This is a genomic window from Lapidilactobacillus salsurivasis (assembly GCF_054785215.1).
Map to the genome: position 1 here is coordinate 20,638 of NZ_BAAABI010000003.1, position 22,761 is coordinate 43,398.

Genomic DNA, 22,761 nt, shown 5'->3' on the forward strand with positions numbered 1-22,761 from the left:
TCCTGAGGCGGTTGCGTCACCATCCAAACCCACCAAAACCTGCAATCAAGTTGTCTCTAGCTAAATAAGTTCTTGATATTCCGCCAAATCTTCTCCAACCAATTCAACCCGTCAACTTTCTCAGCCGCTAAAACAGCCACGTTTTGATCCTGCTCGGGAACCAAGTGGCCACTGCCAACCAGGGGCATGGTCACGCTGCCCATTTGATCGTTTTTGGCGATTGGCGCGGTTTGGCTGTACTTGGTCTTCTCGATCTTCAAGTTCAGCTGCTTGGCGGTGACGCTTTTCGGCAGTAACATTTTGACAGTTTGGCTGGGAACGACTTTGACCTTGGCCTTCTTGCCGTCAGTGACCTTCATCGCCGGCAATAACGCGCTGGCCTGCTTGGTCTGGAAAACGTTGACCAGGTGCCAGTTGGCATAGACTTCCTTCATCAAGTCAGCGGTGGCGACGAAGCGTTTCGTGCGATCGCTACTATTGCCATCGGCGTGCAACACGACGGTGATGATGCGGAAACCGTTCTTTTTGACGGTGCCAACGAAACATTCGCCCGCTAAATCTGAGGTGCCTGTTTTCAAGCCGTCAACCGGCAATTCGGCCTGAGCCACCGCTTGGCCTGGCAACAGATAGTTCCAAGTTGGGTAGGTGGTGCCGTGGAAAGGTAGCCCGGTGATCGTGGTCGTTTGCAAAACTTCGGGATAGTCGTTCAGTAAGTGTTGCGCGACAACGGCCAGGTCCCGCGAACGCATTTTATTTTCGGCGTCGGCGGCGGAATCAGGGTAGCGATTAGCGCCGAGGAAGCTGTTGTTGAGGCCGCTAGCGTTGACGATTTGGTAATCGCGAGCGCCCCATTTCTTCAGCTGGGCCCGCATGGCGTCGACGAATTTCGTCTGATCACCACTGACCGCGTCGGCCAAAACCATCACCGCCGCGTTGGCGGAGTAGACCCAACCAGCCTCAAACAATTCTTTGACGGTATAGGCCTGCCCCGCGGCGAAAGGAATATTCGACAATTCCATGTTACGACTTAAGGTGACTTCGTGGTCGCTGGGCGTCAGCGTTTGGCTCCAAGTGAGTTTGCCTTGTTGGACCGCTTGAAGCACCAAGTATAGGGATAACATTTTGGTCAGCGAGGCAATCGGCAAAACAGCGTCGATATTCTTCGCCGCCAGGATCTGCCCACTATCGACCTCGACGGCTAAGCCCGCTTTGCCGGCAATATCCGTTTGCGGTGACTCGATCGTGCTACTGGCCGCGGCCACCAATTGGCGCGTTGGCTGGCTGATCCCCACGATCAGGCCCAAGACCAACGTCACCACTAGGAAAAGATGTCGTGTTCTATTCTTCATTAAAAAAATCCTCCATTGATCACTGGCTCCCCCACCAACCAGTTGTCCCTGGCCCGCTCTTCCCCAAGAGATTGCGCCACGGTTGAACTCCGGCGCCAACTAAACCGCCACCGTTTTACTGCTATCAAGACTAAGATTGCGATGATTTTATTTGAGTATGCTCGTGTTCCCAGATGATGACTGCCTGCTGGCGCTCTTTCAGAGCTAGGACCGCGCCTGCTCACCTGGAGCGGTCAGGCTGCTAGCCTTGACCAGATCGGTGCGTTTGGCCGTGACATCCAACGGCAAAATAATAATAAAAGCCGTTTCGTCTGGATTTGAGGTGGCGTAGATCTCGCCACCGTGCAACACGACAATGCTTTTAGCAATGGCCAAGCCTAACCCGGAGCCGCCGGTACTGGCCGACCGTGAACCATCGACCCGATAGAAACGTTCGAAAATACTTTGCAGGTCTGCTTCAGGAATCGGCGCGCCGTCATTGGTCACGTTAACGACCACGTTGTCTTGCTCGATATGGGCGCTGAGCATGACGCGGGTCGCGCCTTTGCCATATTTAAACGCGTTGGTGATTAGATTGCTGAAGACGCGGACCAATTTGCCCGTGTCCGCTCGCATGATGATCGGCCGTTGGACCACAGCGACTTCAATGAACATCTGCCGTTTTTGCGCCTCGAGTTCGAAGTCCGCCGACAATTGTTCCAACATCGAGACCAAGTCGAACCGTTGCAATTGTAACTCCGCGTGGGTTTGTTGGACCTTGGTGAATTCAAACAGATCCTCGACTAATTCCTTCATCTGCTTGGTTTTCTCGTAAGCAATGTGGTTATAGCGCAACAAATCGGCTTCATCCCGGTATTGCTTATTCTCGATCAGGCCTAAATAACCAATGATCGACGTTAGCGGCGTGCGAATATCGTGGCTAACATTGGTGATCAATTCGTCCTTGGAAACCTCGATCTTGCGCTCCTCGGCCATGGAATTCACCGTGCTGTCCACCAAGGCGTTGATGCTGGCGATCACGTGATTCAAATAACCGCCAACCTTCAAATTGATTCGATGATCCAAATGACCATCCGCGATATAATGCAATTCCGCGATAATATGGCGCATTTGCATTTGGCGATAACGCCGGTGCAGCCGCCAATAGATCACCCAAACATTGATCAGCATCAGGATCGTGATGAAGATCCACTGCCAACTCCAAATGTGCCACGGTCCGATCGTCAGGGCGTTTTTGATCTGGTAGATCCCGTCGTTGAGCCCGCGATTACTGCTGATGGCCTGGTTGATCAAGACAACCACGGCGAACTCCAGCAGCAACATCAGCCCTAAGGTAACCACCCCTTCGAGAAAAAGCTCCCACTTCTCACTGGTCTTGAGGATCACCGGCCGCGGCGCCACTGGTGCTTTTCCCGGTGTGGGGCCCAGTGTGCGGCGCTTGTTCTTGACCGCGGACGGCCCTGGTTTGACCGCCATTACGCGCTCACCTTGTAACCAACGCCCCAAACGGTTTCGATCACTTTCTCGCCGCCAGTCGCTTCTTCGATTTTATCCCGCAAATGGCTAACATGGACCATGACCGTTTTCGCGGACACAATGCTCTCCTGTTGCCAAACCCGCTCGAAAATCTCGTCCGCCGAGAAAACCCGGTTGGGATGGCTGGCCAACAAATAAAGAATGCCAAATTCCAAGGCGGTCAATTGAATATCCACTTGATTCAATGTGGTCACTTCATGGGAATCCTTATTGATGATCAGCGGTCCCACTTCCAGGCGATCCGGCTCGCTACTGGTTACCTGCGCGCTGGCCCGGCGCAATAACGATTTGACCCGCGCCATCACTTCCAACGGGTTGAACGGTTTGGACACGTAATCATCGGCGCCAGTGATCAAGCCTTGGATCTTATCCATATCGGTGGTTTTCGCGGAAACCACAATAATCGGAATGTCCGACTCTTTGCGCACTTCCTTGATCACATCGATCCCCGTCATATTCGGCATCATAATGTCCAGAATCATCAAGGCGATGTCCGGGTTGGTCGCCAATTTGGTCAAGGCCTCGCGTCCGGTAAAAGCCGACACAGGTTGGTAGCCTTCGTTTTTGGCATAAATACTTAATAACTCAACAATATCTTTATCATCATCAACGATCAGAATCTTCATTTCACAACCTCATTTCCTCATTAACACAGCGGCCAGTTAGTTTCAGCGCTAACTGTTGAAAGGTAAACACTCCCTTATTGTACCAAAAGCCACGTTAAAATTCTCTAAAGAATTTGCGCCGCGCGGGATCGATTGCGAGTAATTTGACCGTGCGGCCACCATGAGAATAAAGATGGGGTATTTTCGTGATAAAGCGTAACGGAATGGCGTTGGAATTGGGAATTGTCATAACCGCAGGATGAAGCACCCGAACCCGATTGCCAAAGATCCACCTGCCAGCAAGTCACAATATGCATAAAGAAAGCCTCACTTCCGGGCAAGAAGTGAGGCGGTGAACCTAGTTTTTCAGTTTTAAGGGGGAGGAGTAAAAAGGAAAAAACTAGTTCTTAAGGTTTTGAGTTTAGTTGCTAGAGTTGCAGGCGGGTCCGCCACTGGATTGAAGGTGACTGGCAACGGGCATTGCCATGACCTCTGCTGCTCTATATGATTAATAGTAAGCCAAAGAAGTGAATGAATCGTGATTCAAACTTGGCAGTTTCGCGAAATAATTGTGATGAAATTATGAACTCTGCCAGATTGCGGGTGTGGTGGGTGTTGCACGTGAGCGCAACCGGCTGGGACTGCTGTTGCGGACTGGAACGTGGTGGGCGTCGTTTGAAGCCAATCCGCAAAGTGCGCGGCTTGTCTTCAAATCGAGCCTTGTCCTAAGCGGCAAAGCCGCCAAGGACAATTTCACCACTGAGCCGCGCAGTCCCAGCCGGTTGCTAGGCAGAATTGAGCCGATCTGCAATCAAGGCGAAGGATTGGACGAAGTGGTTTTGCGAGCTAGAGGTCAAACAATTGTCATTTCTGAAGTGGTACGGCAATGCCAACTGATTTTGATTAGTTGGTTGGGACATTTTGCGTAGACTGAAAATCTCTACTCGTTTCCTCAACAATTCATGGATGGAACCCGACCGATTCAGTTGATTCACTGAAAACCAGGTCTGTTCATCTGACAGACTGTACTGGTGTCACCAATTTAAAGCTGATGACCACTAGACACAGTCGTCATTTGCGTGGTTCCTCATCAATTGGCGATAGCTTGCCAATTGGCGTGAGCGCTCAAACGACTGCTATAACGTTGAGCGGCTGGAGCGGAGAAATTCGGGGTGAGATCGCCGTGAAATTGTCCTTGGCGGCTCTGCCGCTTAGGACAAGGCCTGATTTTGAGACAAGCCGCGCACTTTGCGGATTGGCTCAAAACAGCGCCCACAGCGAGCTCCCCCCGAATTTCGCAGCGCAAGCTGCGGCCAATCTACTTTTAACCAGAATAAGCAATCTCGCTGATCAGCACCGTCAAAAAAAGCCGTAACGCGATTTCACGTTACAGCCTGATCAATTCTTATTTTCGAATCACAGCAACTGAGATGCGGGCATGCTTGACCATGTAAGCCGCTTGACTACCGACGCGCGCGCCGGTAGTTTTCGCTCGGGCACCGATGATCAATAAATCCGGCTTGATCGTCGGGATCGCCTCATGCACAATGACATCGCCCGGCTTGCCCTCACCGATAAAAGTCTCAACCTTCTCCACGCCAGCGTCCTCGGCCTCATGGCGATATTCTTCCAAATGTCGCTCCAGATCCTCGCGCTCGCCGTGAACATAATCATTACTGAAGGCTTGGTAAACATTCATTTCGTCGCTTTCCAAAATCGAAACGATCGCCAAACCTAAATGGTCTTTCTTGGCGCGGTGGACCGCGTATTTAAAGGCCAATTTGGAATCCTCTGAATCATCCACCGCGACTAGCATTTTATGAAAATATACTTCTGGATCTCGATCTACTTCTGCCATCGATCTAGCACCCTTTCTTTCCGAAAACCACTAACTTGACTTAACTGAATTTTTCGAAACGTGCTGCGCGAGGATTGCTTGTTGCGCTTAACTACGTCATGGTTTCGAAAGCAAAGAACGGCTTTCAAAGTCATGACTAGGTTAATGCTCACAAGCACCCATCCTCGCTCCGCACTCTGATTTCTGAAACGTGCTCGCCGACCCAGCTCCTTCCGCTTAGCTACGCGCTGGCTTTGGAAGCAAAACCGGATTCCAGAGCCTTCGCTAGGCTAATGCTCAGGAGCTAACCGGATCGGCTCGCACTCTGGTTTTGAAACGTGCTGCGCGCAACTGCTTTCTGCGCCGATACGCAATTTGTCACAGATTGTCTGCGCCAATCTGCAACAAATCGCTAGTCGTGCTCAAAAGCAACCCGTTGCGCTCCGCACTCTGGTTTAAAACAGGCCTTTGACTGATTCCCATACGATTTGTAGGTTCAGGATCGTTAGGAGGATCGTGCAGGTCCACGCTAGGATCGTGATCCATTTGCGGTTGGCGAATTCGCCCATGATTTTCTTGGAACCGGTATAGATCGTTAGGGGAATCATGGAGAATGGTAAGGCGACGGATAGGAAGACCTGCGAGTTGACCAGTAAGGCGTCCAAAGCGGATTCCTTGCCGTGATAGATGATCGCGCAGATCAAAACGGGAATAACTGAAATTAGCCGAGTCACTAAGCGCCGCGCCCAAAGAGGCATCTTCATGTGGATGAAGCCTTCCATGACGACCTGGCCAGTTAATGTGCCGGTGATGGTTGAATTTTGTCCTGACGCCAACAACGCGACGGCAAACAGAGTCGATAGGACTGGTGACGCGACCGCGCCGGCCATTTTATGATCCTGTAAGGCGTTGTATAAGTTACTGAAAGTGCCTAATTGTGAGGTGTCTTTGCCGAAGAACAAAGCGGCGCCGACGATCAGCAACAAGCAGTTAACGACGAAAGCCGCGCTAAGCTGCAAATTTGAATCCCAAGTGGTGTACTTGATCGCGCGCCGAGTCGATTCCTTGTCGTTGCGATCAAATTGCCGCGTTTGGGCAATCGATGAATGTAAGTAAAGGTTGTGGGGCATAACGGTGGCCCCGACGATCCCTAAGGCCATGTGCAATTCGCCTGGGCGGAGGATCTCTTTATGCGGTAACAAGCCTTCAAACGCCGCGGCCATATTAGGTTGGGCGATGATCACTTGATAAACGAAAACGACTAAAATAACAATGATCAGCGTCACCACGATGGCTTCGATTTTTCTGAAACCAAGCTTGGTCAGCGCTAATAGTAGGAAAACATCGAGGACGGTCAAGGCAACGCCGACCACCAATGGGATGCCGAACAAAAGCTTCAGTGAAATCGCGCCACCAATAACTTCGGCGATATCTGTCGCCATGATCGCCAGTTCGGTGGTGATCCATAAGAAGATCCCCATGCCTTTGCTGGTGTGGGCCCGGGTCGCTTGCGCCAAGTCCATATGGGTCACGATGCCAAGTTTAGCAGCCATGTATTGCAGCAACATCGCAATTAAACTTGAAATCAAGATCACGGACATCAGCAAGTAACCGTACTGGGCGCCACCACCGATCGAGGTGACCCAGTTACCTGGATCCATGTAACCAACTGCAACTAATGCACCTGGTCCTGAAAATGCTAGTAAATTCTTCCAGAAATTACCTGATTTAGGAATTTCGACGGTATTATTGATCTCTTCCAAACTTGGTCCATTGGCATATTCGATCAATTTATGGTGTTCTTCTTCTGCCATTGTGTGCCATCCCTTCTTCTCTTTCACTCCAAAAACTATTGTACTCTTATTTTAACGAATGTGAAGATAAAGTTTAGGTATGCCAAAGTAAATTTTCAGAAAAATATCATCAGAAAAGTGTTTGTTTCCCGGAAACTCGGTAAATTTAACCGGCCTTTTCTCATTATTTTTCTTAAACTTACCTAACTTTTCTGAAAATCCGCGCCCAAATTTACCCTGACCCCACTGCCACTTCGCTGCCGACTTTGCCCAAAATGTTCTGTCACTTCTCCTTAAATAATCTGTGCTTCTCTCAAATGTTCTGCTACTTCTCCCCAAATAATCTGTCTCCTCTTAGCGAGGCTGGCCTAACTCAGTGCCGCCGCCAACGCCCATGCTGATTGCCGCCACTCAACCTCACCAAAAACGACCTTTCAGCGTCATAATACCGCCAAAAGGTCGTTCTGTCTAAAGAATTGGTTTGATTTAAGAAGTTAAGTAGTCCGCGGCTAAAAGTTAATTGGTCTAGCCTAAAATCGGCTTAATTGCCGATGCTGTAATTTGGTGATTCTTTGGTGATCTGGACATCATGAGGGTGGGATTCCCGCAAGCCTGCGCCAGTGATTTTAACGAACTGGGCGTTGTCGTTCAAGGCTTGGATCGTTGGCGCGCCAACATAACCCATGCCAGAGCGCAAACCGCCAACCAATTGATAGATCACGTCGGCCAAGGCACCCTTCGCCGCGACCCGACCCTCGATGCCTTCGGGAACCAGTTTGTTGGCTTCGTTGACGCCAGATTGGAAGTAACGATCTGACGAGCCGTGGGACATTGCGGCCAGCGAGCCCATGCCCCGGTAAGTCTTGAAGCGTCGTCCTTGGAAAATCTCGAATTCGCCAGGCGCTTCGTCGGTCCCGGCCAACATGCTGCCTAACATAACCGCGTTGCCGCCTGCTGCCAAGGCCTTGACGATATCGCCAGAGAACTTGATCCCGCCATCTGCGATGATCGCCTTGCCTCGTTGCCGCGCCACCGTCGCCGCGTCATAGATCGCGGTAATCTGCGGAACGCCGACCCCGGCAATGATCCGGGTGGTACAGATCGAGCCTGGGCCGATCCCAACTTTGACCACGTCAACGCCCGCGTCATACAAAGCGGCCGTCCCTTCAGCGGTGGCCACGTTGCCAGCGATCAGAGTTTTTTCAGGGAAGGTCGCGCGGATCTCCGCCACTTTCCGCAGAACTCCCGCGGAATGACCATGAGCCGTATCGATGATCAACGCGTCGATCCCGGCATCAAACAGCGCCTGCGCCCGGTCAAAAGTATCCGAAGTCACGCCGACCGCGCCAGCAACCAACAACCGACCGTGACTGTCCTTGGCCGAGTTCGGATATTGCTTCACATTTTCAATATCTTTGATGGTGATCAGTCCGCTCAACCGGCCAGCGTCGTCAACTAATGGCAATTTCTCGATCCGGTGCTGTTGCAAAATCTTTTCCGCTTCATCCAACGATGTACCTTGACGCGCGGTCACTAAAGCGTCATCGGTCATCACGTCCTTGACCGGCACAGCGTAATCGGTCACGAAGCGCAGATCCCGGTTGGTCACGATCCCCACCAAAGTCAAATCTTCCTGCGATTTGACCACCGGTACCCCGCTGATGCGATAACGGCGCATCAAATCTTCGGCTTCACTGACCGGCCGTTCCGGCGTAATGAAAAACGGATCAGCGATCACGCCGCTTTCGGAGCGCTTGACTTTCCGCACTTCGTCAGCTTGTTGCTCAATACTCATGTTCTTATGGATCACGCCTAGACCGCCTTGGCGCGCCATGGCGATCGCCATGGGCGCTTCTGTAACGGTATCCATGCTGGCGCTGAGAATCGGGACATTTAAATGGATGTTGGCCGCCAAATCAACCGACAGATCCACATCATTCGGTAAAACATGACTTTCTGCTGGTATCAACAGCACATCATCAAACGTTAATCCTTCTTTTGCAAATTTCTGGTCCCAATTGCTCATCAAACTAGCCTCCAAAGTATTAATTGTATTTTATTTTAACAACTAACTTAGCATAGCTCGCCACTTTGGTCAATAGCAAAACTGGTTTACTGGTTTTTTAGATTGGCCGCAGCTTGCGCTGCGCGTGGCGTTGGTGGTGGGCAGATGTGGTAGGGCTCCAGGTCGGGCTGGGGGTGGTGGAACGCTGCGGGCACGACTTGAAGCTTTTCGGAAACCCGCCGAAAATCTTCAAGCTCGGCCTTATTGTAGGCGATAAATCGCCAACAATAATATCGCGGCTGACTCACCCCCAGCCCGACCTTCCGCCAGACGAACAAACGAACCACCAACGCCACGCTCCGCTCCAGCCGCTCAACGTTATAACAGCCGTTTGAGCACTCACGCGACTAGCAAGCTATGGTCAATTGATGAGGAGCCACGCAATTGACGACCGCGGTTAGTGGTTACAATTCTCAAATTGGCGACACCAGTGCAGTCTACTTGATCAACTAAGGCAAATTCTTGATGAATCAACAGAATTGGTCGGTTTCCACCCAAAGATTGTTTATGGAGCGGGTAACGATGTTCAACCGGTGCAAACTGTACCAACCTACTAATCCAAATCAGTTGGTATTGCCGTTCCACCAAAAAATGAACGATTATTTTGACCTCTAGCTCGCAAAACCACTTCGTTAAATCCTTCGCTTCGATTGCAGATAGGCTCAATTATGCCCAGCAACCGGGTCGGGCCATGTGGCTCAGCGGTGAAATTATTCTTTGCGGCTTTGCCGCTTAGAATAAGGCTCGATTTGAAGACAAGCCGCGCACTTTGCGGATTGGCTTCAAACGATGCCCACTGCGTTCCAGCCGCACAAATGGCCCGACCCGGTTGCGCTCACGCGCAACACCCACCCAAACCCGCAATTCAAGCAAAAATCAAATTTTTACCCGTTGGTCAGACCAGCATGGATCTGATCCAAATTCCACTTCATCATGTCGTAATAAGTATCGCCAGTCTTGCCTTTTGGCGCCAGTGAATCGGTGAAGATCTTGGAATAGATCGTCAGACCCGTTTCCGTAGCCACTTTGTTCATCGACTTCGGGGACACCGAGGTCTCGACGAAGAGACTTTTGACTTGGGAGTGGTCGATCTGCTTGAGCACGGCCTTCATTTGTTCCGGCGTGCCTTGAGCTTCGGTGTTGATCTCCCAAATATAAGCGGGCGTGACGTGATAGGCCTTGCTGAAATATTTAAAAGCGCCTTCGGATGTGACCAGTAACCGCTGGGCTTTGGGAATATCGAGAAATTGTGAGGTGGCTTGGTTGTGCAACTTGGTCAATTTGGCAAGATAAGCGTCCGCGTTTTTTTGGTAATAAGCGGCGTTTTGTGGATCTTTTTCTTTGAGGACCTTGGTGATCGTTTTGACGTATTGGCAGCCATTGGCCAGGTCGAGCCAGGCGTGGGGATCTTCTTCCTTGACGTTGGTGGTCAAGTGCAAGGCGGTCACGCCAGCGCTGGCGGCGAAAACGTCGCGATTGAATTTCTTTCCGGAGGTTTCGACCAGTTTCTTGAACCAGCCATTGCCGCCGGTTTCCAAGTTCAGGCCGTTGTGGAACAACACATCAGCTTCGGCCGCGGCGGAAACGTCGGCGGGACGGGGTTCGTACTCGTGAGGATCGGTGCCCCGCTTGACGATGCTATACAGCTCGATGCGGTCCTGGCCCACATTATGGACCATATCTTCAAGGATTGAATTGGTGGTCACCACGCGCAATTTGCTATCCGCAGCCACGCGTTTTGCGGCGGCATTACCGCGATTGTTCAGGAAAAACCAAGTCCCGCCAATGATCAGGAAAACGCTGAGAAAAGTTAAGATCGCTTTTTTCATTAACGGTCACCGCCTTCGTTGGTCGCTAGAGTCTCAACCGACGCCGCTTGTGGCGCTGGCGCGGTTTTCTTGACCCGGTGGCGCAAGAAAGCTTGCTTGGGTGACAGCAGGAAGGAGATCAGGAACAGGCCCGCCGCCACTAAAACGATTGCTGGACCTGACGCCCAGTTGAAGGTGTAGCTGAAATACAAGCCGGTAATCGAAGAAAGAACGCCGATACCCCCGGCGAGAAACAGCATCGTGGTCAGTTTGTCGGTCCACAGAAAGGCGGTCGCCGCCGGTGTGATCAACATCGCCACCACCAAAATAATGCCGACAGTCTGTAAGGCGGAAACGGTCACCAAGGTTAGAACCAACATTAGCGCGTAATGGAGGATCTGCACCTTGAGCCCGTAAGTTTGCGCGTAGGTCGCGTCAAAGGAGGTGATCAATAATTCCTTGTAGAAGAAGGAAACGAACAGAATCACGATCCCCAACACCACCGCCGTCGTCATAATGTCGCTGTCACTGACCGCTAAAATATTCCCGAACAAAATATGGTGCAAGTTAGTCGAGCTTTCCGCCATGGAGATCAGAATGAAGCCTAACGCGTAGAAGGCGCTAAAGACCACGCCGATCGAGGTATCGGTTTTGATTTTGCTATGAGACGCGACGAAGCCGATCAATAATGCCGCCAGGATCCCGAACAAGGACGCCCCAATCAGGATATTGAAGCCGAACATATAAGCCACCGCTACCCCTGGCAAAACCGCGTGAGAAATCGCGTCACCCATCAAGGACATCCCCCGCAAAATAATGAAACTCCCGATCACGCCGGACATCACGCCAACCATAATGGCCGTGATCAAGGCGCTTTGCAGGAAATCATATTTGCCCAAAGCGTTAATAAAGTCGATCAATGAATTCATTCGCCTACCCCCGTTTTCTCTGTGAAAAGTACCGCCGATAAATCCGCGCTAAATGCTTGGCCAATGTTGGCGGGATTGTAAACCGCGCTCGTTGGGCCGTAATCGATCACGCCATGATTCATCACCACTAAATCGTCGAAATACCGGGAAACCTTATTCAAATCGTGATGAACCACAATGATCGTTTTGCCTTGGTCCCGCCATTGTTGCAAAATTGCCATGATCGCCGTCTCGCTTTGCAGGTCGATCCCCACGAACGGCTCATCGAGAATAATGATCTCCGCCTGCTGAACGATCGCCCGAGCCACAAAGACCCGCTGCAACTGGCCCCCAGACAAGTTGCCGATCTGCCGCCGCTTGAAATCGCTCAAGGCAACTTGGGCCAACGCCTGCTCCGTTTCCGCCCGCTCCTTAGCGCCTGGACTGCGGAACAAGCCTAGCCGGCCGTAAGTCCCGGTTTCCACCAAGTCGAAAACGTTGATCGGAAAAGTAAGATCCAGATCCTTACGTTGTTCCACATAAGCGACCTGCTTTTGGACTTGTTTCATGGTTTGATCATTGTAAGCGACAGTGCCCTGCTGCGTTTTGATCAGTCCCAAGATCGCCTTGATCAGCGTTGACTTGCCTGCGCCGTTTGGTCCGATGATGCCCGTGATCTTGCCGGCCTGGAATGTCACGTCCAGGTTTGCAAAAACCGGGGTTTCGTCATAGGCCACGGTTAAATTCTTGATTGTTAACATAATGCGCCTCCCCTTTTTGATATCGCTCTTCTTGAAGTCTACTGGAAAGTTTCGTTAATTGCAAGAACTTTGTTAATCTAGCCTAAATATACAATTAAACCGCGGCGTTATTCTGATTAGTTTGAGCTAATTTTGTGATTGTATCCGTGTGTTCCTAAAGTAGATTGCCCGCAGCTTGCGCTGCGAAATTCGGGGTGAGCTCGCTGTGGGCGCTGTTTTGAGCCAATCCGCAAAGTGCGCGGCTTGTCTCAAAATCAGGCCTTGTCCTAAGCGGCAGAGCCGCCAAGGACAATTTCACGGCGATCTCACCCCGAATTTCTCCGCTCCAGCCGCTCAACGTTATAACAGCCGTTTGAGCACTCACGCCGACTGACAAGCTGTCACCAATTGATGAAGGACCACGCAAATGACGACCGTGGTTAGTGGTTACCAGCTTTAAATTGGCGACACCATAGCAGTCTGCCTGATGAACCCAGACAGGTTCTCAATGAATCAACTGAATCGGTCGGTTTCCACCCACAGATTGTTAAGGAAACAGTTGACACGTTCAGCCTACGCAAAATATCCCGACCTTCTAATCCGAATCAGTTGGTGTTGCCGTACCACCAAAAAATGGACGATTGTTTGACCTCTAGCTTGCAAAATCACTTCGTCGAATCCTTCGCTTCGATTGCAGATGGGCTCAATTCTGCCTAGCAACCGGCTGGGACTGCGCGGCTCAGTGGTGAAATTGTCCTTGGCGGCTTTGCCGCTTAGGACAAGGCTCGATTTGAAGACAATTCCCGCCTTTGGAATTGGCTTCAAACGATGCCCACCACGTTCCAGTCCGCATCAGCAGTCCCAGCCGGTTGCGCTCACGCGCAACACCCAACTCTTCTGCCATGAAATCGCCAGCAAAAAACAGAACCGCTCGCAAAACAAACAAACGCAAAAAAATCCCGCTCAACCGAAATTGAGCGGGACCATTTTCAATTCAAATGAAGTGGGCGGAGCTTAAAACATCGTGTTGCCTTTGATGTGATAATGCCGCCGGAATAAGTAACGGAGCCCGTAAACCGCGGCTGCCATTAGCAGATAGACAATCGCTGGTAGCACCACATTCAGACCTGGCAAGATCACAGAAATCATGCTGATCAACGCCATCACCACAAAAACGGCGACCACGGAGAGCAAGATAGTCCGCCACAATGGCCGTTTTGGCTTGCGCCCAGCTTTTTTGGCAGCTTGGGATTCGGCCATGCCATCGGTGAACCAAGTCAGTAAGAACCCAAAGGACAGTGACATGGTCACCAAAGTCAAGAAGCCAGAACTGGTGTTGTTGGCGGCGTTGGCTTTGGTGAAGAAGCCCATCACGCCGAAGACAGCGGCCAGGATCACGAAGTATAACATGGACCAGTCAACTGACCGCATCCAATATTTGATTTCGATTGGCTTGGCAGGCGCATGAATGATGTGGTCAACTTTGACGGTGGGTGCGCCGTAGAGTTGCGCGGCAGGCTTGCCAGTGCGTTGTCCGGCGATGATCTCTGGCAGGAATTCATCGATTTTTTGGTCAGCGTCGGCTTCGGTGTAACCCGCTTCCACGAAAAGTTTATGCATTTTGAAGACGTAATCGTCATTCTTATTGGTTAATTCCGCCCGCAATTCGGCCGGGGTCATCTCTTGCGGATCCTTACCTTGAGGACGTTTCCGTTCGCTACGAACCTTGGCCTGTCTAGCGCTGGCCTCCTGATTACGTCGCGCGGTCTCAGCGCTAACATCCGTTTTAACGATGTCGATCGTGTCGGTCTCATCAGTCGAATCGGTTGAATCGTTGGCAGATTCTGCAGCTGGTTCGTCCTTGACGGGTTCGCTCGTTGCTTGCACCTCGTCTGGCGGTGTTTGCTGGTTGTTTTCTTCGTTTGCTTTCACTAAAATATCGCTCCCTGATAAACTAAATTGAGGTGGTGCTCTGGTGGTTTAGACGTTGAAACGGAACTCGATGATATCGCCGTCTTGAACCAAATATTCTTTACCTTCTGACCGTAAGCGGCCGGCTTCGCGCACCGCTTGCATGCTGCCGTACTTATCCAAGTCGGTGAAGGAGACGGTTTCGGCGCGAATAAAGCCGCGTTCGAAGTCGGAATGGATGACGCCGGCTACTTGCGGCGCCTTCATGCCTTTGCGGAAGGTCCAGGCGCGGGTTTCTTTGCCGCCGGCGGTGAAGAAGGTGGCTAGGCCCAGCAAGGAATACGAGGCCTTGATCAGGCGATCCAAGCCGGATTCGCTGGCGCCTTCCGCGGCCAAAAAGTCAGCCTTGTCGGCGTCATCTAATTCGGCGATTTCTTCTTCGGCCCGCGCGGAGATGCCGATTGCTTCCGCATTTTCGCTGGCCGCATAGTCGCGAACGATTTGGAAATACTTGTCGTCTTCCGGCGCGCCCATCGCGTCTTCAGCAATATTTGCCACGTACAGAACCGGTTTGGCCGTCAATAAGAATAGGCCTTTGACGATTTTGGCTTCGTCTTCGTCAAACGCGATCGACCGCACGCTGTCGCCAGCTTCCAAAACCGGTTTGATCTTCTTCAAAACGGCAAATTCAGCCACCGCTTCTTTATCTTTGGTGCGCGCCACCTTTTCCACGCGTTCGTAGCGCTTATTGATGCTTTCCAAATCGGCCAAAACCAACTCCAGATTGATCGTTTCAATGTCGTCTAGGGGATCGACCTTGCCGGTGACGCTGGTAATATTATCATCGTCAAACGCGCGCACCACGTGAATGATCGCGTCAACTTGGCGAATGTTCTCCAAGAATTTATTACCCAAACCTTCACCCTTGCTGGCGCCTTTGACAATGCCGGCAATATCGGTGAATTCGAAGGTAGTATGAATGATTTTCTTGGCCGGGATCAATTCGTCGATCCGCTTGAGCCGACTATCCGGCACTTCGACCATGCCCACATTGGGATCGATCGTGGCGAATGGATAATTGGCCATTTCCGCACCGGCCTTGGTGATTGCGTTAAATAATGTTGATTTACCAACGTTTGGCAAGCCAACGATACCAGCTGTTAGTGACATAATAAACTTCCTTTTTCTCTGATTTATTGCGACGAACCGCGCTGCTCTGGCGCTTGATGACGTGGTCGCGCTGGGCCATGTTCAAGCCTAGGGCCGTTTGAGCGCGGCTGGCGTCACATATTGCGGCTCTTGGCTCAGGTCAACTTCCGCGGCGGGAGTCACCACTTTCTTCAACTTCTTGGTGAAATCGCGCCGCGTCAACATCACCAAGTGGCCGCACCCCAAGCATTTGATCTTGATGTCGGCGCCAACGCGGGTCACTTCCCAGCGGTTCGCGCCGCAAGCGTGGGGTTTCTTCATTTGAACAATATCGCCTAATTCAAACATATCGCACCTCTAATCTAAATGCATTTGCATCATTTCCAAGATCCGATTCAGATCTTCAGTGGACGCGTAACTGATCTCGATCTTGCCAGCGCCTTTCTTGGTGCTGTCGATTTTGACCTTAGTGCCCAGCTGATCGATCAAGGCGTTCTCCGTCGCCACGATGAACGGTGATTTGGCCGCTTTCTTCGCTTTACGAGCAGGCTTATCACTATTCAATTGGAGCACCAGTTGTTCCAATTGGCGGACGGTCAGGTTCTCTTTGACGGCTTTGACCGCCAGTAAATCGATCTGATCCTTCTTCTTCAAGCTTAATAGCGTGCGCGCTTGCCCCATGGACAATTGGCCCGCCTGCAAAAGCTTCTTGGTCGGATCCGGCAAGGTCAACAAGCGCAAGTAATTGGCGATGTATGGTCGGCTTTTGCCAATGCGCTCAGAAACTTGTTCCTGGGTCAACGCCAACTTCTTGATCAAGGTTTGGTACGCCTCGGCTTCCTCCAAAGGCGTCAAATCTTCTCGTTGCAGGTTCTCCAACACCGCGATCTCCATCATTTGAGTCTCATCGATGTCGCGAATGATGGCCGGGATCGTCTCTTTACCAGCTAACTTGCTGGCGCGAAACCGCCGCTCGCCGGCGATGATCTCATAACCATTGATACTTTGGCGCACAATGATCGGTTGGAAAACGCCGCTTTGCTTGATCGAATTGGCCAGCTCTTGCAAAGCCGCCTGATCAAACGTCTTCCGGGGTTGGTAAGGATTGGGGCGGATCTCCGCTAAGGCTAATTCTTCCACCGCTTCTTTATCAGAATCGATTGCCTCAAAGTCCGAGAAAATCGCGTCGATCCCACGACCCAAACCTTTAGAATTTTTATTGGTCGCCATTCGCCTTCATGACCTCCTTTGCTAAGGAAATGTAGACCTCGGCGCCGCGTGACTTGGGATCATAATCAATGATCGGCAACCCGTAACTCGGCGCTTCCGCTAACCTGGTGATGCGCGGAATAACGGTTTTGTAAACCCGCTCGCGGAACGTTTTGCGCACTTCATCGATCACTTCGGCGCCCAAATTGGTGCGAGCGTCATACATGGTCAAGAGCACGCCTTCGATTCCTAGATGGGCGTTGAAATGCTTCTGAACCAAGCGAACCGTATTCAACAATTGGCTCAAGCCTTCCAAGGCATAATATTCACTTTGGACCGGAATCATGATCGAATCGCTGGCGGTAAAAGCGTTGATCGACAGCTGCCCCAATGACGGCGGACAATCGATCAAAATATAGTCATATTGATCTCGAACTTCCCGCAAGCCAGCTTCCAGCCGCTGTTCCCGCGCCATTTGTGAGGTGAGCTCGATTTCCGCGCCAGCCAGTTGGATCGTCGCTGGCACCACATCTAAATTGACCCGTTTGGTATGATACGTCGCAGCTTTGATCGGTAATTCGTTGATCAGCACATCGTAAACATCCTTAGAAACATCAGATTTCTTGATGCCTAACCCACTGGTGGCATTGCCTTGGGGATCTGTATCCACAATCAAGACCCGTTTACCGGCTTCATTGAGGCAAGCGCCCAAATTGATCGTTGTTGTTGTTTTACCCACGCCGCCTTTTTGATTGGCGATCGAAATAATTTTAACCATTTAGTTCTCCTCTTTAGCCTTGGAATCTGGCGCTGCTGGCGCCTCGGGTACGGTCACCTTGATCGTGACTTGGTAGCTCTGCCCTGCCAGTGCCTCTTGATAGGACACTTGGGCGCCACTGGCCTCGATCAACTTGATCGATTGCTTGACCGTGTTGACGGCGACCCGCAGATCAGCGTTACCCACATGTTGCCGCTGACCACCAGTCAACCGTCCCGCCGCTTTGGCCGGGGATTTAGCGCCGGTCGACGCAGCCGATGGCAACTCGGGGCCGGCCACTGCTGGTTCCGGTTCCGGTTGACTCAGCCGTTTGATCAAAGCATCGGTTTGCGTCACCGTTAAATTATCCGTTAAAATCTGCTTCAAGACAATCGCCTGCGCGGTAGCGTCCAGTTGCAAAAGCGCCCGCCCATGTCGCGGTGAAATTTTGCCACTGGCTAAGGCTTCTTGGGCCTCGATCGGCAGCTTCAACAACCGCAACTTATTGGCGATGTACGACTGACTCTTGCCCACGCGTTGCGCCAGCTGGGCCTGGGTCAGCTGATTGTGGGCCAACAAATCTTGATAGGCGCTGGCCTCGTCGATCGCGTTAAGATCTTCCCGCTGCAAGTTCTCGATCACCGCCATTTCCGCGGATTCCTGAGAGTCCATTTGCGTCACGATTGCTGGGATCTGGCGCCAAGCCAAGGCCTGGACCGCCCGAAAGCGCCGCTCACCGGCAATGATCTCATAATGTCGCGGTTCATATTCGCGTAAAATAATTGGCTGCAAAAGGCCGTGCGCCGCGATTGTTTCCGCCAATTCGCTGATCGACTCATCACCAAACTGCTTCCGCGGTTGGTGCCGGTTGGGCACGATCTGTTTCAACGCGACCTCTTGGACCCGTTTCGCCGCAGTCGCAGCGGTGGTATCCGGCGCGGCGGTTGGTGCCGTTAACGCTGGCGTTGCCAACTCCTGACCCGGCGCCGCATTCCCGTTAGACTGGGTGCTAGTCGCTGCTGCTTTGGCTGACGTGCTACCAGCGGTCGTGCCCGCAACGTCTGACGTCGCGCTGGGCTTAGCTGTTGTTGTGTTTGATTTTTTCTGACGATTAAAGAAAGCCATGGTGATCCCCCTTAATATTCTCGGTCATGCCCTGTTGACGCTGAATCACACGCGATCAACCAGTGGTGCCTTGGCAATAGTCCCCGGCTTCCGTGGGTATGTTTTCGGTGTTTCTTTGGTTTTTTGGATAATGATGATTTTACGTAAATCGGCCGTTTCTGGCAACGTCAACGTCTTGGTCGCCACCACTTTGCCGCCGAGAATCTTAATGGCATAATCCGCCGCCGCTAATTCCTCGTCGCCTTTCGCGCTCTTCATTGCCACGAAATAGCCGCCCTTCTTGACCAACGGCAAGCACAACTCAGCCAACACCGGCAAATTCGCCACCGCCCGCGCCGTCACCACATCGTAACTTTGGCGATGACTCGAACGCTTACTCCCGAAATCCTCGGCGCGATCATGATAAAACGCCACCTGCTCCAGATCCAGCTCCCCAGCCAACTCCTGCAGAAATTTGATCCGCTTATTCAACGAATCCACGATACTCACCTGCAACTGCGGGAAAACGATTTTAACAGGTAACGAGGGAAAACCCGCGCCAGCGCCCACATCCAGCAAGGACCAGGGCTGCGTCTGCAGTTCTGGCAACGCCAACGCCAAGGTCAACGAATCATAAAAGTGCTTCAAATAAACCTCGGGTTCGGCAGTGATCGCCGTCAAGTTGACTTGCTCGTTGGTTTGGACCAGTAAGCGGTAGTATGTCGCGAACTGGGTCATTTGGGGGGCAGTGATGGTAATGCCGTCATCTGCGAGTTGTTGCTGAAAGGCTTCTGGTGACATGGTTTTCCTCATCTCTCGTGAAACAGTTTTGTGTTTCACACACTCCCTTTTACTTTAACGAAAATGGCTACATTTTGCAAGATGATTCCCGACATTTTTGCGACGATTGCTTGGGTCCAGAGTGCGAACCGACCCGGGTAGCTCCTGAGCATTAGCCTAGCAATTGTTTTGGAAGCCGCACTTTGCTTCCGGAACAATTGCGTAGCTAAGCGCAGGGAGCTGGGTCGGTGAGCACGTTTCAATGTTGCCCGCAGCTTGCGCTGCGAGAATCGGGGTGAGCTCGCTGTGGGCGTCACTTTGAGCTTCGCAAAACCCGCGAATCTCAAAGCTGAGCCTTGACCTAAGCGGTAAACCGCTAAGGTCAATTTCACGGCGATCTCACCCCGATTCTCTCCGCTCCAGCCGCTCAACGTTCTAACAGCCGTCTGAGCACTCACGCCATTTTGCAAGCTATCGTTAATTGATGAGGAGCCACGCAATCAACGACCATGGTTAGTGGTCACGAGCTTTAAGTTGGTGACACCATTACAGTCTGCCTGATAAACTTAAGCAAGTTCTTGATCAGTAAGTTGAATCGGTCGAGTTTCCTCCAATGATTGGTTACAGGAACAAGCAGAGCTGTTCAGTCTACGCAAAATAGCCCGACCTCCTGATCTAAATCAGTTTGCATTGCCGTACCACCCCAAAAGGGCATTTGTTTGTCCACGGCTTGCGCTGCGAAATTCGGGGTGAGCTCGCTGTGGGCGTCACGGCGATCTCACCCCGAATTTCTCCGCTCCAGCCGCTCAACGTTATAACAGCCGTTTGAGCACTCAAGCCATTTTGCAAGCTATCGCCAATTGATGGGGAGCCACGCAATCAACGACCGTGGTTAGTGGTCACAATCCTTGAATTGGTGACACCATTAGAGTCTGTCTGATAAACAAAGCTAGTTCTCAGTGAACTAACTGAATTGGTCGGTTTCTAACCAGAATCCGTTTAAGCAAGTGAGATAAAGCTGTCGGCACTATCCGAAATGTACCAACCTTACGTCCCAAAATTCGTTGATGTTGCAGTAACACCAAAAAAATGGCGATTGTTTGACCACTACACTTGCAAAAGCACTTCGTCAAATCCTTCGCCACGATTGCAGATAAGCTCAATTCTGCCTAGCAACCGGCTGGGACTGCGCGGCTCAGTGGTGAAATTGTCCTTGGCGGCTTTGCCGCTTAGGACAAGGCTCGATTTGAAGACAAGCCGCGCACTTTGCGGATTGGCTTCAAACGACGCCCACCACGTTCCAGTCCGCAACAGCAGTCCCAGCCGGTTGCGCTCACGCGCAACAACCACCATAATCAGCCAAATCAAACAGAGCTCCGGTAATCACTCAGCCTCGCTTTCATCGCTGTGATCGCTTAAAGCGGTTGATTTTGAGCCGATCACCCCATGTTTAGCCAGTTCTTGTCGGCGGTAGGTCGCCATTTTCTTCAAGAAGAGCCAGCCGACCACGATATTCAAGATACCGGTGCCCAAGAAAATCCATTTAATATCGATCACGTCCGCCAGCGGCCCGAACATCAGAGTTCCGATTGGGGTAGTGGCACCGACGAAGATCCCGAAGACCGAGAAGACGCGGCCCATAAATTCTGGCTCAACGTTTTCTTGGATCAAGGTCGTGTCCGCGGTAGGCAACAACGGGAACACCAGCCCACCGATGGCCATGATCACGCAGTACCAAACGATATTGCTGGCAAAACCGATCACGCCAAAAACCACGCCACAGACGATCATGACTAAGGAAATCGCGCCGATTTTGTCCTTGATGACCTTGTGTAGGGACACCAAGACCCCGCCGACCACGCTGCCGATCGACCAGGCCACCTCCGACCAGGTCAGATACATCACATTTTCGCCATAGGCTCGCTCAACGAACACCGGTGACAAAACGCTGGCCGGCGCCAATAAAACGAAAAAGGCGAAATAAGCGATCATCAAGCCTAAAATCAGCGGCCGCATTTTGACATAGTTCAGCCCCGCGGCCATTTCCTGGAAAATCCCCAATTTCTCCCGGATCCGCGCTTGTGGTTTCAATTTCAGCGTGCCGATCATACTGATCCCGATCGTCGCTGTGATCACATCCAGCCAGAAAGCGAAGTTCAAATCGAAGTTGGCCAGGATCACGCCCCCGATTGCCGGCGCCATCAATTGCGAGAACGACGCCAAGGTGTTGTAGATGCCGTTGATCCGCGAAAGATCCGAAGTCGGCGTAATATCGGCGACCAGCGCGTTAACGCTAGGCGACTGAATGCCATTGCCCGCCGAGCGCGCCGCCAGCAAAATCAGCAGCAGCCACAAGGCGTCGATATCAAACGCGAACAAAATCGCCATTAATAATGTGACCAAAGCGATCCCGCCATCGGCCATCATCGCCAATTTTCGTCGGCTGTACCGATCGGCCCAGACGCCGGCCCACAAGGAAATGATCACCGAGGGGACGGTGTTGGCCAGCGTGGCGTAAGTGACCCACATGCCCGAGCCGGTTTTCAAAGTGATGTACCAGACCACCGCGAAGCCGCTGACCATCGAGCCGAACATGGAGATGGTTTGGCTGATCAGTAGGATCGAGATTTGTTGGCGCCAATTCTTGGCCTTATTTGGTTGATAATTTGTTGAATCTGTCATAATTCCTCCAAAAACTTTCCCCAGAAAGTTTGTCTCTTCATAAAGTGTGGTTGGGACTGGGCTTGATAAAAATAGTTTGTCCGCAGCTTGCGCTGCGAAATTCGGGGTGAGCTCGCTGTGGGCGTCACTTTGAGCTTTTCGGAAGGGCGCCGAAAATCTCAAAGCTGAGCCTTGGTCTAAGTGGCAGAGCCACTAAGACCAATTTCACGGCGATCTCACCCCGAATTTCTCCGCTCCAGCCGCTCAACGTTATAACAGCCGTTTGAGCACTCACGCCATCCGACAAGCTATTGCCAATTGATGGGGTGACACGCCATTGACGACCGTGGTTAGTAATCAAAATTTTTAAATTGGTGACACCGGCACAGTCGGTCTAATGAACTCGGGCAAGTTCTGGATAAATCGGCTGAACAGTATTCGTGGACTATTCAATGTTGGCCGCGGACAATCCTATTGCACGACACGAACTAGTCTGACCAATTAACCTAAATCCGTTGATATTGCCGTACCACCAAAAAATGGGCGATT

General features: G+C 51.7%; 27 protein-coding genes. 3 read left to right on the forward strand and 24 right to left on the reverse strand.

Going from position 1 to position 22,761, the window contains the following annotated elements:
- Positions 1–56 precede the first annotated feature (56 nt).
- The 3 genes from ACYVSB_RS04075 to croR form a co-directional block, all read right to left on the reverse strand.
- Positions 57–1,349, reverse strand: coding sequence for a serine hydrolase (locus tag ACYVSB_RS04075; protein WP_461218519.1), 1,293 nt, complete (start codon positions 1,347–1,349; stop codon positions 57–59).
- Positions 1,350–1,553: 204 nt separating this feature from the next.
- Entirely contained in the window at positions 1,554–2,735 is a 1,182-nt protein-coding gene (locus tag ACYVSB_RS04080) for a sensor histidine kinase (protein ID WP_461218741.1), read from the reverse strand.
- An 89-nt stretch (positions 2,736–2,824) separates the two neighbouring features.
- Positions 2,825–3,511, reverse strand: a complete 687-nt coding sequence (croR, locus tag ACYVSB_RS04085; protein WP_461218520.1) for a response regulator transcription factor CroR — start codon at positions 3,509–3,511, stop codon at positions 2,825–2,827.
- A gap of 587 nt (positions 3,512–4,098) precedes the next feature.
- Here croR and ACYVSB_RS04090 point away from each other — a divergent pair.
- Positions 4,099–4,419, forward strand: coding sequence for a hypothetical protein (locus ACYVSB_RS04090; protein WP_461218521.1), 321 nt, complete (start codon positions 4,099–4,101; stop codon positions 4,417–4,419).
- Between the two features lie 122 nt (positions 4,420–4,541).
- Positions 4,542–4,865, forward strand: coding sequence for a hypothetical protein (locus tag ACYVSB_RS04095; protein WP_461218522.1), 324 nt, complete (start codon positions 4,542–4,544; stop codon positions 4,863–4,865).
- Positions 4,866–4,895: 30 nt separating this feature from the next.
- On the opposite strand, the gene ACYVSB_RS04100 is transcribed toward ACYVSB_RS04095, so the two are convergent.
- The 4 genes from ACYVSB_RS04100 to ACYVSB_RS04115 form a co-directional block, all read right to left on the reverse strand.
- Positions 4,896–5,348 (reverse strand): universal stress protein, encoded by a 453-nt coding sequence (locus ACYVSB_RS04100; RefSeq protein WP_461218523.1) that lies wholly within the window; start codon positions 5,346–5,348, stop codon positions 4,896–4,898.
- A 434-nt stretch (positions 5,349–5,782) separates the two neighbouring features.
- Entirely contained in the window at positions 5,783–7,141 is a 1,359-nt protein-coding gene (locus ACYVSB_RS04105) for an Nramp family divalent metal transporter (RefSeq protein WP_125600964.1), read from the reverse strand.
- Positions 7,142–7,661: 520 nt separating this feature from the next.
- Positions 7,662–9,146, reverse strand: a complete 1,485-nt coding sequence (gene guaB, locus ACYVSB_RS04110) for an IMP dehydrogenase (RefSeq protein WP_125600961.1) — start codon at positions 9,144–9,146, stop codon at positions 7,662–7,664.
- Positions 9,147–9,524: 378 nt separating this feature from the next.
- The gene (locus ACYVSB_RS04115) at positions 9,525–9,659 is read right to left on the reverse strand and encodes a hypothetical protein (protein ID WP_461218524.1); all 135 of its coding nucleotides are present in this window, start codon (positions 9,657–9,659) and stop codon (positions 9,525–9,527) included.
- A gap of 230 nt (positions 9,660–9,889) precedes the next feature.
- Here ACYVSB_RS04115 and ACYVSB_RS04120 point away from each other — a divergent pair, with 230 nt between their 5' ends.
- Positions 9,890–10,162, forward strand: coding sequence for a hypothetical protein (locus ACYVSB_RS04120; RefSeq protein WP_461218525.1), 273 nt, complete (start codon positions 9,890–9,892; stop codon positions 10,160–10,162).
- On the opposite strand, the gene ACYVSB_RS04125 is transcribed toward ACYVSB_RS04120, so the two are convergent.
- From ACYVSB_RS04125 to ACYVSB_RS04205, 17 genes are all read right to left on the reverse strand, one after another.
- Entirely contained in the window at positions 10,070–11,014 is a 945-nt protein-coding gene (locus ACYVSB_RS04125) for a metal ABC transporter substrate-binding protein (RefSeq protein WP_461218526.1), read from the reverse strand. The genes ACYVSB_RS04120 and ACYVSB_RS04125 overlap by 93 nt on opposite strands.
- Positions 11,014–11,922, reverse strand: a complete 909-nt coding sequence (locus ACYVSB_RS04130; RefSeq protein ID WP_125600955.1) for a metal ABC transporter permease — start codon at positions 11,920–11,922, stop codon at positions 11,014–11,016. Before ACYVSB_RS04130 ends, ACYVSB_RS04125 begins: the two co-directional genes overlap by 1 nt.
- A complete protein-coding gene (locus ACYVSB_RS04135; RefSeq protein ID WP_461218527.1) occupies positions 11,919–12,662 on the reverse strand; it encodes a metal ABC transporter ATP-binding protein in 744 nt (247 codons plus the stop codon). Before ACYVSB_RS04135 ends, ACYVSB_RS04130 begins: the two co-directional genes overlap by 4 nt.
- Before the next feature lie 154 nt (positions 12,663–12,816).
- A complete protein-coding gene (locus ACYVSB_RS04140; RefSeq protein ID WP_461218528.1) occupies positions 12,817–13,068 on the reverse strand; it encodes a hypothetical protein in 252 nt (83 codons plus the stop codon).
- 146 nt (positions 13,069–13,214) lie between these two features.
- A complete protein-coding gene (locus ACYVSB_RS04145; RefSeq protein ID WP_461218529.1) occupies positions 13,215–13,466 on the reverse strand; it encodes a hypothetical protein in 252 nt (83 codons plus the stop codon).
- A 189-nt stretch (positions 13,467–13,655) separates the two neighbouring features.
- On the reverse strand, positions 13,656–14,573 hold the full coding sequence (locus ACYVSB_RS04150; protein ID WP_461218530.1) for a DUF1129 family protein: 918 nt from the start codon (positions 14,571–14,573) through the stop codon (positions 13,656–13,658).
- Positions 14,574–14,621: 48 nt separating this feature from the next.
- Positions 14,622–15,722, reverse strand: a complete 1,101-nt coding sequence (ychF, locus tag ACYVSB_RS04155) for a redox-regulated ATPase YchF (RefSeq protein WP_461218531.1) — start codon at positions 15,720–15,722, stop codon at positions 14,622–14,624.
- A gap of 87 nt (positions 15,723–15,809) precedes the next feature.
- Entirely contained in the window at positions 15,810–16,049 is a 240-nt protein-coding gene (locus ACYVSB_RS04160; protein ID WP_125600938.1) for a DUF951 domain-containing protein, read from the reverse strand.
- 9 nt (positions 16,050–16,058) lie between these two features.
- Positions 16,059–16,931: a ParB/RepB/Spo0J family partition protein gene (locus tag ACYVSB_RS04165; protein ID WP_125600935.1), complete on the reverse strand. Its 873-nt coding sequence runs from the start codon at positions 16,929–16,931 to the stop codon at positions 16,059–16,061.
- On the reverse strand, positions 16,918–17,688 hold the full coding sequence (locus ACYVSB_RS04170; protein ID WP_125600932.1) for a ParA family protein: 771 nt from the start codon (positions 17,686–17,688) through the stop codon (positions 16,918–16,920). Before ACYVSB_RS04170 ends, ACYVSB_RS04165 begins: the two co-directional genes overlap by 14 nt.
- Entirely contained in the window at positions 17,689–18,792 is a 1,104-nt protein-coding gene (locus ACYVSB_RS04175) for a ParB/RepB/Spo0J family partition protein (protein WP_125600929.1), read from the reverse strand. It abuts the gene before it with no gap.
- A gap of 45 nt (positions 18,793–18,837) precedes the next feature.
- On the reverse strand, positions 18,838–19,572 hold the full coding sequence (gene rsmG, locus ACYVSB_RS04180; protein ID WP_125600926.1) for a 16S rRNA (guanine(527)-N(7))-methyltransferase RsmG: 735 nt from the start codon (positions 19,570–19,572) through the stop codon (positions 18,838–18,840).
- Positions 19,573–19,607: 35 nt separating this feature from the next.
- Positions 19,608–20,051, reverse strand: coding sequence for a hypothetical protein (locus tag ACYVSB_RS04185; RefSeq protein ID WP_461218532.1), 444 nt, complete (start codon positions 20,049–20,051; stop codon positions 19,608–19,610).
- Between the two features lie 175 nt (positions 20,052–20,226).
- Positions 20,227–20,430: a hypothetical protein gene (locus tag ACYVSB_RS04190; protein ID WP_461218533.1), complete on the reverse strand. Its 204-nt coding sequence runs from the start codon at positions 20,428–20,430 to the stop codon at positions 20,227–20,229.
- 228 nt (positions 20,431–20,658) lie between these two features.
- A complete protein-coding gene (locus tag ACYVSB_RS04195) occupies positions 20,659–20,919 on the reverse strand; it encodes a hypothetical protein (protein ID WP_461218534.1) in 261 nt (86 codons plus the stop codon).
- A 15-nt stretch (positions 20,920–20,934) separates the two neighbouring features.
- A complete protein-coding gene (locus tag ACYVSB_RS04200; RefSeq protein ID WP_461218535.1) occupies positions 20,935–22,395 on the reverse strand; it encodes an MFS transporter in 1,461 nt (486 codons plus the stop codon).
- Positions 22,358–22,573 carry a hypothetical protein gene (locus ACYVSB_RS04205; protein WP_461218536.1) on the reverse strand — a complete coding sequence of 72 codons (216 nt, stop codon included), beginning with the start codon at positions 22,571–22,573 and terminating at the stop codon, positions 22,358–22,360. Before ACYVSB_RS04205 ends, ACYVSB_RS04200 begins: the two co-directional genes overlap by 38 nt.
- Positions 22,574–22,761: the final 188 nt, after the last annotated feature.

Coding starts and splice junctions, on each gene's coding strand:
- ACYVSB_RS04130 (WP_125600955.1), bottom strand. CDS start 11,922: ATGAATTCATTGATCGACTTTATTAACGCTTTGGGCAAATATGATTTC.
- ACYVSB_RS04175 (WP_125600929.1), bottom strand. CDS start 18,792: ATGGCTTTCTTTAATCGTCAGAAAAAATCAAACACAACAACAGCTAAG.
- ACYVSB_RS04075 (WP_461218519.1), bottom strand. CDS start 1,349: ATGAAGAATAGAACACGACATCTTTTCCTAGTGGTGACGTTGGTCTTG.
- rsmG (WP_125600926.1), bottom strand. CDS start 19,572: ATGTCACCAGAAGCCTTTCAGCAACAACTCGCAGATGACGGCATTACC.
- ACYVSB_RS04135 (WP_461218527.1), bottom strand. CDS start 12,662: ATGTTAACAATCAAGAATTTAACCGTGGCCTATGACGAAACCCCGGTT.
- ACYVSB_RS04170 (WP_125600932.1), bottom strand. CDS start 17,688: ATGGTTAAAATTATTTCGATCGCCAATCAAAAAGGCGGCGTGGGTAAA.
- ACYVSB_RS04105 (WP_125600964.1), bottom strand. CDS start 7,141: ATGGCAGAAGAAGAACACCATAAATTGATCGAATATGCCAATGGACCA.
- ACYVSB_RS04100 (WP_461218523.1), bottom strand. CDS start 5,348: ATGGCAGAAGTAGATCGAGATCCAGAAGTATATTTTCATAAAATGCTA.
- guaB (WP_125600961.1), bottom strand. CDS start 9,146: ATGAGCAATTGGGACCAGAAATTTGCAAAAGAAGGATTAACGTTTGAT.
- ACYVSB_RS04095 (WP_461218522.1), top strand. CDS start 4,542: ATGACCACTAGACACAGTCGTCATTTGCGTGGTTCCTCATCAATTGGC.
- ACYVSB_RS04160 (WP_125600938.1), bottom strand. CDS start 16,049: ATGTTTGAATTAGGCGATATTGTTCAAATGAAGAAACCCCACGCTTGC.
- ACYVSB_RS04125 (WP_461218526.1), bottom strand. CDS start 11,014: ATGAAAAAAGCGATCTTAACTTTTCTCAGCGTTTTCCTGATCATTGGC.
- ychF (WP_461218531.1), bottom strand. CDS start 15,722: ATGTCACTAACAGCTGGTATCGTTGGCTTGCCAAACGTTGGTAAATCA.
- croR (WP_461218520.1), bottom strand. CDS start 3,511: ATGAAGATTCTGATCGTTGATGATGATAAAGATATTGTTGAGTTATTA.
- ACYVSB_RS04165 (WP_125600935.1), bottom strand. CDS start 16,931: ATGGCGACCAATAAAAATTCTAAAGGTTTGGGTCGTGGGATCGACGCG.